The organism is Veillonella parvula (genome assembly GCF_018366295.1).
Taxonomy (GTDB): Bacteria; Bacillota; Negativicutes; order Veillonellales; family Veillonellaceae; genus Veillonella; species Veillonella parvula_P.
The window spans coordinates 1-12931 of sequence record NZ_JAGZIJ010000002.1 but is presented as its reverse complement, the minus strand read 5'-3'; the positions used below and the strand labels follow the sequence as shown (position 1 = coordinate 12931).

Here is a 12931-nt window from a genome sequence, read left to right as displayed (position 1 = left end):
AACAGTGTAAACTTGTATGATATGGAAAGGAGGCGCTCCCTATAAATAAAATAAAAAATAGAAGTGCATTTTCTTTTGCACTTCCTATTATGATTCCCATGGGGCTTAGTTTCCTTTTTCTTGGAGTAGGCTTTGGTTTGTATGCTACCAGTCAAGGGTTTCCTTGGTGGACCGCTCCTGTTTTAGCTAGTACCATATTTGCAGGCTCCATGGAGTTCGTAACTATTGGGCTGTTAATGGCAGGCTTTGATCCAGTGAATACTTTTATGTTGACCTTGTTTGTCAATGGGCGCCATTTCTTCTATGGTCTATCTGCACTACAGCGATATGTGCATATGGGATGGAAATGGTTTCCTACAGTTGCGTGGATGTGTGATGAAAGCTTTGCAATTAATGTATCTACGAAGTTACCCGATGATGTAGATGAAAAATGGTTCTACTTCCATGTATCGTGGCTTAATTATATCTTCTGGGTTGTGAGTACTCTTGTAGGGGGATTGTTCGGCGATTTATTAGCATCTGTAGATTTGCGAGGTATTGGTTTTGTATTACCTGGCTTATTTATTGTTATATTCCTTGAAATGTTATTTAATGCTAAAAGTAATAATATTCGAGGCTTAGGTGCTGTTGGAGCCGTTGTAGCCCTAGCAATGCTTCTATTAACGGGAAAATCCTTATTTATGCTTGCTTCTATGGGGTGTATGCTCGTAGTATGTTATATAGCGTATAAGTGGGGAGGTGTACATCTTGACTAGTTTTGAAATAGTCATTACCATTGCCATTGTTGTAGCGGGCACATTACTTACACGTTTCTCTGCTTTTCTTATTTTCCCACCTGGTAAGAAGGACCCAGATTTTGTACAGTATTTAGGCAAGGCATTACCTGCAGCGGTTATGGGGATGCTTGTTGTGTATACCTTTAAAGATACAATTGTGTTATCCTATCCATATGGAGTACCGGAACTTATTGCTTTATTAGTGACCGTTGGCATGCATGTATGGAAACGAAATATGTTTATGTCTATTGGAGCCGGCACTGTAGTATACATGATACTTGTTCAAGCCGTATTTAATATACCTAAATAAAATAAAGTATACTAACATAAACTATAATAAAATAAAGAGCACTAAAATAAACCACTTATATCTATTCCTAAAGGAGGATATAAGTGGTTTTGTTTTTATGTTCTATTTAAGTTGTAATAATCTTTCAAGACCTAGTGCAGTGTGGTGGTCCTCTAAGAAGTCTTGTTGATCTAATAATTCCATAACATCCATGTCGATGTTAGTGAGTTTGAAATCGAATACATCAAAGTTAGCTTCCATATGGCTTACATTATTTGCCTTTGGTAATGGAATGATGCCTCGTTGAATATGCCAACGCAAGATGATTTGATGCTTTGTTACACCGTATTTTTCAGCCAAGCTTTTGATGATAGGATGATCAAAAATCGGTTGGCGATCACGGGTAAATGGAGACCACGCCATGCCCACCACTTGATGTTTTCTCATCAATTGTATAAGAGCTTGGCGTTGGTTGAATGGGTGACATTCAATTTGGTTCACTACAGGTTTTACATTACAGTGATATAGCAAGTCGATTAATCGGTCTTCATAAAAGTTAGAAAGACCTAACCCACGCAATATATTTTGGTCGTATAACTCCTCCATGGCGCGCCAAGAGCCGTAGTAATCGCCCAAAGGTTGGTGAACGAGCATGATGTCAATATAATTGGTATCTAGTTTCTTTAAGGAGCTTTCAACAGCACGCATCGTATTATCGTAGCCTGCATCGGTGTGCCAAATTTTAGTAGTGATGATTATATCTGTTCGTTTAATACCAGATGCTTTGATTCCTTTAGCCACGGCTTCTTCATTGCCATAATAGGCAGCCGTATCGAGTAAACGATAGCCTACGCCAAGTGCATTGGCAACGGCTTGTTCAGTCTCTCCTTCGGTACCTGTTTTATAGGTACCATAACCGATGGAGGGAATGAAGCTACCATTGTTTAAAATTCTAAAGTCCATCCGTTCTTCCATGAGAACCTCCGTTATATCCATAAATTAAAGGAATTAGCTTTCATACAATTCTAACTGATTTTATGATATACTAAGGTATTGATAAAAATCAATATGATAGGAAGTGACAGAATGCAAATAAATCGTTTCTGCTCTGTAATTGCTATCCTTGGTGTTATGATTATGACACTCGCTATTGCGGGATGTGGTACGAAAACCGTATCCGTCGCAGAGGTAACGTACAAGGATATGCCGTTGCAGATTCATAATGATGCCAATGTAACGGCCCTTAATAAGGCGACGATAACGCCGACCTTGACGGGGCAGGTCGTGTATGCTGTGAAAGTAGGCGACCAAGTACAGCAAGGTCAAACTGTGGCAACTGTAGATACATCGGCTTTACAACAACAGCTAGTATCCTTGCAAGGACAATTAGCACAAGCCCAATCACAATCATATGCCACAGCTGTGACGACTACGACTGCAGCATCTATAGACAGTACCCAACTGGAACAGGCTCAACGCATGCGCGAAGCAGGCATAATCACACAAAAAGAATATGATCGTATTTTGGAACGATCTCAACCACAAACTACAACAGTCACAACTGGTGGTGGGGGAGGTGTCAATACGGCGGCTATCGAGGCACAAATTGCTCAAGTATCTGCACAGATGGCAGCTTCTACAATCGTGGCCCCTATAGCAGGTACGGTGACATCTATTTATAACGAGGATCGTCAAATGGCGATTGCGGATCGTCCGTTTATGATGATTCAGCAATCCACACCGATGGTAGCATCCCTCAGCATTCCCCGTGATGCGGCTATGAAGTTAGGTACAGCTGAAGCCAAGAATGGTATGAAGGTACTTCTCAAGGTGGGGGACCAAGAAATACCAGGTGAATTGACTTATGTAGATATTACTCAGCCTGAAAATGTGCCAAGTGTCCTCGTAAAAGCTACTTTCAACAATGAGAAAGGCCTTATCAAGGCTGGTGAATTCTATACACTTGTTATTGAATCTAATGTGAAAGCCAAGATGCTGACCGTTCCAACTAAGGCGGTTCGGGAAAATCAAGATGGCAAATATGTATATGTATTAACCGAGAATAATACAGTTGATGTACGTGTTGTTGAGGTAGGCATTACTGAAGGTGATGACGTAGCTATTATTTCTGGACTCAACGAAGGTGACAAGGTTATCACAACGGATAGCACCTTTGAGTTAGGTGAATCTGTAAAATTGTAATTACGAACCCTATGGGTTTAATACTAGATTGTTAGAATTTATGTTTAAACATAATAGAATCGAAACTTTCACAAATCGTGAAAGTAACCTCAAAAGAGGAATCTGATAGGAGGGATTATTATTTTAGAATTTAAACGTTTTGAATTGCGAGATAAACCATTAATCGACAAGTATTTTGAACAACATCATTATGAAGCATCCGATAATTGCTTTACTACACTGTTTATGTGGCAAGATCCGTACGGTATTCGCTGGGCTGAAGAGAATGGCGTATTGTACATCCAAGGTGGTGGCAAGCGTGAGCCATTCCTTTTGCCTCCATTTGCTGGTAAAGATGCAAAGTTCCTTGATGGTTTGTTGCGTGCTAAAGAATGGTTCGTAGAAAATAAATTGCCGTTCCGATTTAAAGGCGTTAGCAAAGATGTAAAAGAACGTATGGAAGACCTATGTCCTGGTCGCTATGCATTTACACCTGACCGTGACAACTATGAATATATTTACAAGTCCGAAGATCTTATCAACTTGTCTGGTAAGAAATTCCGTCAAAAGAAAAACCATTTAAACCAATTCCGCATGCAATATTCTAACTATGAATATGTGCCAATTACAGATGATATCATCCCATTATGTCGTGAAACGGCAGCATCTTGGGTAGAAACGCATCATGAAGAAGGTATCGAAGATGAATTGGTAGCCATCAATTTGTTGTTTGACAACTGGGATGTGTTGGGTCTTAAAGGCGGCGCCATTAAATTATTCGGCCGTGTTGAGGCTTTTAGTATCGGTGAACTTCTCAATGACAGAATTGCTTTGATTCACATTGAAAAAGCAAATCCAGATATTCGTGGTTTGTATCAAGCTATCAATAATGAATTCATTCGTCATGAATTTAGCGAAGTAGAATTCATCAACCGTGAAGAAGATATGGGCTTGCCTGGTCTTCGTCAAGCAAAAGAATCTTATAACCCAGATCATTTTGCTGAAAAATATGACGCAGTATATGCTAACGAAGCTGATAATGCGACAGGCGGTAAATAAAAATTTGAGCTATGAAGCCGATGTGCTCCATAGCTCATTTTGTTATAATAGAATTGTTAGCCTATCTATTTGAATGTAACTATTGTATCATCATGACGATATGGCGATATGGCGATATGGCGATATGGCGATATGGCGATATGGCGATATGGCGATATGGCGATATGGCGATATGACGATGCGATGTGCTTAGATTAGATATTATACGCTGTGAAACGACAGATAGATAATGGCTCTTATGATATAACGAGGATATAAATATGGAATTTAGAATTGCGACGGCTCAAGATACGCCTCATGTGGAGAATCTATGGGCGTACTGCTTTGAACCAAAGGAAGATCCATTCTTCCAATATTATTTTACAAATTGCTATGAACCAGAAAATACAATGGTCGGCCTAGAACAGGGCCAATTGTTGAGCACTGTTCATTTGCGTCAATACAATCTTAACGTTCGCGGTGCTGTATTACCTACGAGTTATATGGTAGGCGTAGCAACACATCCTGCGGCTCGCCGTGGTGGTGTAGGCGGTGCATTATTGACCTCTGCACTAGAAGAGCTTCGTAAACGCGGCCAAGCTATGACGATTTTGATGCCATCCAAGGCGGCATTCTATCAACAATATGGTTGGGAACTTTATGCTCATCAATGGGTGAACACCATGTCGCTAGACGACTTGCGCCCTATGACAGATAAAACGTTGAGCTTTGGCTTGCTAAATAGCGTAGATCAATGGACTTTGTTAGATCCAGTATATAAAACCTATACGGCTCGTCTTTCCGGCTACGCAGAGCGCGGTGAAAAGGAATGGAAACGATTATTAGGCAGCTTCTTTGCAGAAGGCGTAAACATTACTGTAGTGCGCAACGATGATAACGTCATCGAAGGCTATGCAGTGTATCGTTTAGGTCAGCCTGAAATTCCTGTTTCTGAATTGGTTTACACGACACGCCGTGCACAACGTGCATTATTGAACTACTTCTATAATCACCGTTCTCAAGGCACTTCTATTCGTTGGAATGAAGGTCTTCATGATACATACTATCGCTTTTATCCTGATGGTAGAACTGGTCACGCTACGATGCCGTATATGATGAGTCGTATTGTAGATGTAAAAGCTGCTTTTGAAGCGATTCCTGTAAATCCAGAGGCATTGATGATGCCTATAACAATGACCTTTGCAGTAAAAGATGGGCTTTGCAGCTGGAACGAAGGCCGTTATGAAGTGGAATATGGCGGTGCATTAACTCCATCCGTTAAAAAGATTTCTGATACATTTGATGGTGAAGCGGATATTACCGTTGAGGTCGGTGCATTAAGCCAGTTATTAATGGGCACTCTTACGGCTCGAGACCTTGTTTTTGAAGGGAAACTTTCAGTAAGTGAAGAATGGTTAGACTATTTCGATATTCTCTATCCTGAACAAAAAACATATATTAACGAATGGTGGTAATATGAGCTGGAAAACGTATACGGTGAAAGAACCGACAGAGTTGACGGTTTCTAAATATGTAAAGGAACGATTTTCCCTATCCTCTCGGGATATCCAAATGGTATTTCGCAAGAAACGGGTAAAAGTTAATAGCCGTGTGGCTCATTCGCAGCGAGCACTTAAAAAGGGTGATGTATTAACCTTGGAGTTACCACAAGATAAGGATTATGGGGTTGATGTAGAAAAGGGACCGATTACAGTTCTCTATGAAGATGCGCATACGTTAGTTGTAAATAAGGATCCCTTTATGCTCGTTCATCCTGCAGGGCAAACGAAGTCTTGTACATTGAGTAACTATGTGGCAGGGTATTATGCGAAGAAAAACGTAGTTCATAAGGTTCGACCTGTGCACCGCCTCGACCGAGATACATCGGGGTGCATTCTCTTTGGTAAAACAAAAGAAGCACAACAATACTATACGGATGAGCTACAAGCAGGTCGTATCGACCGCATTTATACAGGCCTTGTAGAAGGGCGTATTGATGCGGATGGTATGGTAGATGCGCCTATCGGGGTCGATCCAGTATTTGATAATCGCCGCGTTATCGATGAATTTGGGCAGCCTGCTCAAACAGAATATATTGTTCTTAATCATGAGGGAGACAATACTCTGTTACGTTTTAAGTTATTGACTGGTAGAACTCATCAAATTCGCGTACACATGGAACACATTGGTCATCCTATCGTAGGTGATGCTATGTATGGTACGCGCAATAAGCCTTATACACGCCAATGTTTACATGCATCGGAGCTAACCTTCGTGCCGTATGGTAAGGACGAAGCTATCACGATTACTTGTGAAGTAGGGGATAATTTTGGTCGAGAATAATAACCGTTGATTTTTCTGTTCTAAATAATATGCCTATCGCATCTATCGGACGAGATGCTTATTATCCCTGTATCCTTGTATACAAAAAACAATAGTGATAAAAACTCATAGTCTATGCATGAAAAGCATAGACTATGTTTTTTTTATATTTTCAATTCACAGTGGACAGGAGTATACTGTGTATAGACATAAAATTCTATAGAATGTTAAATTGATAATTTTATAGAGAAATAGTTTGTTAGTTATACTTTTACCAAGACCGAACGGAACGATGCCGCAGTGCTTGGAATAATCAAGTGATATGAAGGAGTGCACGTTATGGATATGAAGCAAAGCACAATAGAGCAACAACGTCTAGATCAAGCTAGACTCGAAGCCAATGGCATGTACAGCAGCCAATTTGAAAAGGATGCGTGTGGCATGGGCTTCGTTGTTAATATTAAGGGGAAGAAATCTCATGATATTATCGACGATGGTTTGCGCATTTTGGAGCGCCTTGAACATCGTGGTGGTGCCGGTGCCGATAAGGACACAGGGGATGGTGCCGGTATTTTGGTACAAATTCCGCACGAGTTCTTCAAGCGTGAGTGCGAAGTGCTTGGTATTCAACTGCCTGCAGCTGGCGAATATGGCGTAGGTATGGTCTTTGCTCATAAATATGAAAGTCTCCGTAACGAGCAAAAACGAATTCTCGAAGAGGTTGTACGCGAAGAGGGGCAAGTTGTCCTCGGCTGGCGTGAAGTACCGGTTGATGGTACAAAGGTCGGTAAAGAGGCAGCTGCGATTCGACCTTGGATGATTCAAATCCTTATCGGCAAAGGTCCCGATGTAACTAACAATAAGGAATTTGAACGTAAATTATATATCATCCGTAAACTGGCGGAAAAACGCATCATTCCATTAAGCAAGGAATTATCTAGCGATTTTTATATCGCATCTTTGTCTTCTAAAACAATCGTATATAAAGGTATGTTAACACCTGGTCAATTGCGAGACTTCTACCTTGATTTGAGCGACCTTGACTTTACATCTGCGTTGGCAATGGTGCACTCTCGTTTCAGTACGAATACATTTCCAAGCTGGGCTAGGGCACATCCTAACCGTTTCTTAGTTCATAATGGTGAAATCAACACCATTCGCGGTAATGTAAACTGGATCAACGCTCGTGAAGGTAAAGCGGAATCTCCATTGTTCCCAGATATCAAAAAGGTATTCCCCGTAGTAGATGATAGCGGTTCTGACTCGGCTATGTTTGATAACACATTGGAATTCTTGCACATGACAGGCCGTTCCTTGCCTCATGCGATTATGATGATGATTCCTGAACCTTGGGAACGCAATAATCTCATGAGCCAAGAAAAACATGATTTCTATGAGTTCAATAGCTTTATGATGGAACCATGGGATGGTCCTGCGGCTATGGGATTTACGGATGGTACAGTTATCGGCGGTGTCCTTGACCGCAACGGTTTACGTCCTGCTCGTTACTATGTGACAACAGATGACCGCGTTATTATGGCTTCCGAGGTTGGCGTTGTAAACGAAAATGCTGAAAACATACGCGCTAAAGGCCGTTTAGAACCAGGTAAAATGCTGCTCATCGATACAGAGGAGCAACGTATCATCTCCGATGAAGAAATCAAACATCGCGTCGCTACTGAATTACCATACAATGAATGGGTAAAGGAACACGTTATTCATTTGTCTGAAATTACGCAAGCCGATGAAAGTACAATTCCAAAAGTAGATGATTTATTTAAAGAACAACAAGCTTTTGGTTATACCCAAGAAGACCTTGTGCGCATGATCGTGCCTATGGCAAAAGATGGTAAAGACCCTGTAGGTGCTATGGGTGCCGATGCACCTTTAGCTATCTTGTCCGATAAACCACAATTGCTATATAGCTACTTCAAGCAAATGTTTGCGCAAGTAACAAATCCTCCTATCGACTCTATCCGTGAGGAGATGGTTACATCTACACGGGTTATGCTTGGTAACTCTGGTAATCTAACAGAGCCTAACAAAGCAGGAACCTATGCGCTGTCTATGCGCACACCAATCCTTACGAACCAAGAGTTGGCGTCCATCAAAGCTCTTGATTGTCGTCGCATGAAATCCGTAACCTTGCCAATTCTCTTCGATCCTACTAAGGGTGCTGAAGGCTTGCGCGATGCGCTAAATGATTTATGCGAAAAGGCAGAAGAAGCAGCTCGTACAGATCAAAATGTGTTGATCTTATCCGACCGCGGTGTCGATGAAAATCATGCACCAATTCCAGCGTTGTTGGCTGTAGCTGCTGTTCACAATCACTTGATTAACAAAGTGTTGCGTACAGAAATTGGCCTCATCCTTGAATCTGGTGAACCACGCGAAGTTCATCACTTCTGTACATTAATCGGTTATGGTGTAACAGCTATCAACCCATACTTGGCGCTTGAAACTGTACGCGATTTACAAGCTCGTAAACGTCTTGGCGATATTACGCCAGAACAGGCAGAAAAGAACTACATCAAGGCCGCTGTAGGTGGTATTATGAAGGTCATGTCCAAAATGGGTATTTCTACAGTTCGTTCCTACCACGGTGCACAAATCTTTGAAGCGTTGGGCTTGAATACTAACTTTATTAACAAGTTCTTCGTAAATACACCAACACGTATTGGCGGCATTGGTCTTGGTGGTGTAGCACATGAAGCATTAGCTCGTTTTGAACGGGCTTTCAAATCCGATGAAACAGTACTCGAACCAGGCGGTTGGTATGGTCCAGTAAAAGATGGGGAAGAGCATCTATTCAATCCTAAGACTATCGACCTGTTACAAGCATCCCTTATCGAAAAGGATTATGCAAAATATAAAGAATACTCCAAAGCGATTCGCAACGATTACCATGTTACATTGCGTTCTTTGATGGAATTGAACTATCCTGTAGGCGGTGGTATTCCTATCGAAGAGGTTGAACCGGAAGAGTCTATCGTAAAACGCTTTAAAGCGGGAGCTATGAGTTACGGTGCCATCAGTAAAGAAGCACATGAAGCCATTGCTATCGCTATGAATCGTCTTGGCTCCACATCCAACTCTGGTGAAGGCGGCGAAGATGTAGAGCGTTTTAAACCATTGCCAAACGGCGATAGCATGAACTCCGAAGTAAAACAGATTGCATCTGGTCGTTTCGGGGTAACAGCGAATTATTTGATCAATGCAAAAGAGTTGCAAATTAAATGTGCTCAAGGCGCAAAACCAGGTGAAGGTGGTCAATTACCAGGCAAAAAGGTATATCCTGAAATCGCGAAAGCTCGTCACTCCACTCCTGGCGTTGAGCTCGTATCTCCACCACCACATCACGATATTTACTCCATCGAAGACTTGGCTGAGTTGATTTACGATTTGAAATGCGTCAACAAAGATGCGCGTATTTCCGTTAAATTGACATCTGAAGCAGGCGTTGGCACGATTGCTGCTGGTGTTGCGAAAGCGAAAGCGGATAATATCTTGATTTCCGGATACGATGGTGGTACTGGTGCGGCAGGTCGTACATCTGTTAAACACGCTGGTGTGCCTTGGGAATTAGGTTTGTCTGAAACTCATCAAACATTGATGCTCAATAGATTGCGTGACCGTGTTCAATTAGAAGTAGACTCTAAATTGATGACTGGTTTCGATGTGGCTGTAGCCGCTATGCTCGGTGCTGAGTTATTTGGCTTTGGCACATTGCCACTCGTTGCGGTAGGCTGTAAAATGGCTCGTGTATGTAATCTTAATACATGCCCTTATGGTGTAGCTACACAAGATGAAAAATTGCGTGCTCGTTTCACAGGTAAGCCTGAATATGTTGAAAACTTGATGATTTTCATCGCACGTGAATTGCGTGAAATCATGGCTCGTCTAGGTATTCGCTCCGTAGCTGAACTCGTTGGGCGTATCGATCTTATACGTCAAAAATCGCAAGACGATAACTTCAAGTTGTCTCGCGTTGACCTTAAACGTATATTGTTCCGTCCGTACATCGACGCCTCTGTAGGGCATATGCACATGGTTGACCAAGATCACGAGTTAGAACGCATCTTGGATATGTCCAAGCTCTTGCGTATGTGCCGTCCTGCTATTGAGGACCAAAAACCGATTCGCGCTAAATTGGCTATCACTAACATCAATCGTGTTGTAGGTACCTTGGTTGGTTCTGAGGTGACTCGTCGTTATGGTGAAAGCGGTTTGCCAGATAACACAATCAAGTTGAACTTTGAAGGCTCTGCGGGTCAATCCTTTGGTGCTTTCATCCCTAAAGGCATGACCTTAGAACTCGAAGGGGATGCAAATGATTACCTCGGTAAAGGCTTGTCCGGCGGTACTATAACGGTGTACCCACCTAAGAAATCTATCTTTGAAGCGGACGAAAACATCCTAATTGGTAATGTCGCCTTCTATGGTGCAACCTCTGGTACATCCTACATCAACGGTGTAGCTGGTGAACGTTTTGCCGTTCGTAACAGTGGTATCACGGCTGTTGTGGAAGGTGTCGGCGACCATGGTTGTGAATATATGACCGGTGGCGAAGTGCTCGTACTCGGTAACATCGGCCGTAACTTCGGAGCAGGTATGTCCGGTGGCTATGCGTACATCCTCGATTGCGATGAACGCTATGTAAATCCAGGTCTCGTAGAACTACGTCCTGCCAATAATGATGACCTTAAACGCATTAAAGAACTAGTAGAACAACATGTATTGCATACTAACTCCGCTAAAGGCCGTCACCTTTTAGAAAACTGGAATAACTTTGTAAACAGATTTACAAAGGTTGTACCTGTAGCATACGAGGAAATGCAAGCTGCTATTGAACGCTTTAAAGAACAAGGCTTGTCCTTAGAGGAAGCTCAATTAGCTGCATTTAAAGAAAAATATGCATAATATATTTCTTCTTAGTTAATTTTTGTTATATAAGAATACAGTGAAAAGCCTCTATAGCTTTGACTATAGAGGCTTTTTCATGTATAATATTTGTATTGCAATATTGGATCATGGCAGTTCTCGGGCCTGTGCAATGGGGGCCTGTGAATCGTGTCAGGACTGAGAGGTAGCAGCACTAAGCGGTAACCTTCATGTGCCACGGGGAACCCGGGGGCTGTCGTGATCGAATATTGCAAGGCGGCCTGTGAGGCCGCTTTTTTTATGTCTAATATAGGAATGTATGATACTTTATTTTGGACTATACGATGTTTTATTGTGAACCATATGATGGAATTTTGACTAGTAAATATCTACAAAGTTTATAAATAAACATATCACTTTGAAAATGTGGAGAGAACTATATTAAAGAAGTCAGATTTTCTTGAATATGGTATAATAAAGTATTGTAAGTTTCGGAAAAAGGGGGTGTTCCAATGGCATATATTGCGCTATATCGTAAGTATCGTCCGCAGATATTTACCGATGTAGTCGGCCAGCATCAGGTGTCTGATACTTTGATGCGTGCTATCCGCGAAGACAAGGTAGCTCATGCCTATTTATTTGCCGGTCCTCGGGGGACTGGTAAGACGAGCATGGCGAAGATTTTTGCGCGCGCTATCAATTGCGAGCAGGGGCCAACGGATCACCCTTGTAACGAGTGTAGTGCTTGTAAATCGATTTTGAGCGGCCAGTCCATGGACGTTCTTGAAATCGACGCCGCATCAAATCGCGGTATCGATGAGGTTCGTGCTCTTCGTGAAAGCGTCAAATTTATGCCTGTTGAGGGGCGTAAAAAGGTTTTCATCATCGACGAAGCCCATATGCTCACTACAGAGGCGTGGAACGCGCTTTTAAAAACTATCGAAGAGCCGCCAGCTCACGTCATGTTTATCTTTGCTACTACAGAAATTGAAAAATTGCCTGTTACTATCGTGTCTCGTTGTCAGCGCTATACTTTTAGACGTATTACTTCTGATGACATCGCACAGCGTCTATCTTATGTAGCAGAAAAAGAAGGCTTTGACCTTGATTCTGCGGCGGCTCAGCTCATCGCTGTTCATGCAGACGGTGGTTTGCGTGATGCTTTGAGTATTCTAGACCAATGTGCAGGTATGGCAACGGGCTCTATTACACCGCAAGTGGTGGAAGAGTTAATCGGTCTTGTAAGTAAGGAATGGATCATTCATTTCTTAGATGCTTTGCGCAACGGAGATGGCCCGAAAGTATTATCCTACGTTCACGATGCATTGGCAGAAGGTCGCGATGCGACGCAAATTATGGAAGCCCTCATTCAACATGTGCGTGCTTTGCTCGTTGGTAAGGTGGCTCCTGATGCGGATGAACTCAAGGTATACGATGCCTTTAA

Annotated in this window: 9 protein-coding genes and 1 other RNA gene; 9 read left to right on the top strand and 1 reads right to left on the bottom strand. The window is 42.1% G+C overall.

Annotated features, from left to right (window positions below):
* The first annotated feature begins 89 nt into the window (after positions 1-89).
* Positions 90-755 (top strand): AzlC family ABC transporter permease, encoded by a 666-nt coding sequence (locus KHY58_RS03095; RefSeq protein ID WP_004694895.1) that lies wholly within the window; start codon positions 90-92, stop codon positions 753-755.
* A complete protein-coding gene (locus tag KHY58_RS03090; protein WP_278471958.1) occupies positions 748-1086 on the top strand; it encodes a branched-chain amino acid transporter permease in 339 nt (112 codons plus the stop codon). Before KHY58_RS03095 ends, KHY58_RS03090 begins: the two co-directional genes overlap by 8 nt.
* Before the next feature lie 102 nt (positions 1087-1188).
* Here the strand turns inward: KHY58_RS03090 and KHY58_RS03085 are convergent, their stop codons facing one another.
* Positions 1189-2040, bottom strand: a complete 852-nt coding sequence (locus KHY58_RS03085) for an aldo/keto reductase (RefSeq protein WP_278471955.1) — start codon at positions 2038-2040, stop codon at positions 1189-1191.
* 111 nt (positions 2041-2151) lie between these two features.
* Between KHY58_RS03085 and KHY58_RS03080 the strand changes: the two genes are divergently transcribed.
* The 7 genes from KHY58_RS03080 to dnaX form a co-directional block, all read left to right on the top strand.
* Positions 2152-3267, top strand: a complete 1116-nt coding sequence (locus tag KHY58_RS03080; protein WP_278471952.1) for an efflux RND transporter periplasmic adaptor subunit — start codon at positions 2152-2154, stop codon at positions 3265-3267.
* A 102-nt stretch (positions 3268-3369) separates the two neighbouring features.
* Complete coding sequence (locus KHY58_RS03075; RefSeq protein WP_316062400.1) at positions 3370-4305, top strand: DUF2156 domain-containing protein; 936 nt, start codon at positions 3370-3372, stop codon at positions 4303-4305.
* A gap of 260 nt (positions 4306-4565) precedes the next feature.
* Positions 4566-5759 (top strand): GNAT family N-acetyltransferase, encoded by a 1194-nt coding sequence (locus KHY58_RS03070; protein WP_278471950.1) that lies wholly within the window; start codon positions 4566-4568, stop codon positions 5757-5759.
* 1 nt (position 5760) lies between these two features.
* The gene (locus tag KHY58_RS03065; protein ID WP_101928525.1) at positions 5761-6627 is read left to right on the top strand and encodes an RluA family pseudouridine synthase; all 867 of its coding nucleotides are present in this window, start codon (positions 5761-5763) and stop codon (positions 6625-6627) included.
* Between the two features lie 318 nt (positions 6628-6945).
* The gene (gltB, locus tag KHY58_RS03060; protein ID WP_278471948.1) at positions 6946-11526 is read left to right on the top strand and encodes a glutamate synthase large subunit; all 4581 of its coding nucleotides are present in this window, start codon (positions 6946-6948) and stop codon (positions 11524-11526) included.
* Between the two features lie 117 nt (positions 11527-11643).
* An RNA gene (gene ffs, locus KHY58_RS03055) (signal recognition particle sRNA small type) lies at positions 11644-11743 on the top strand.
* Between the two features lie 256 nt (positions 11744-11999).
* The coding region (gene dnaX / locus KHY58_RS03050; RefSeq protein WP_278471946.1) for a DNA polymerase III subunit gamma/tau at positions 12000-12931 on the top strand (932 nt) is incomplete at its 3' end.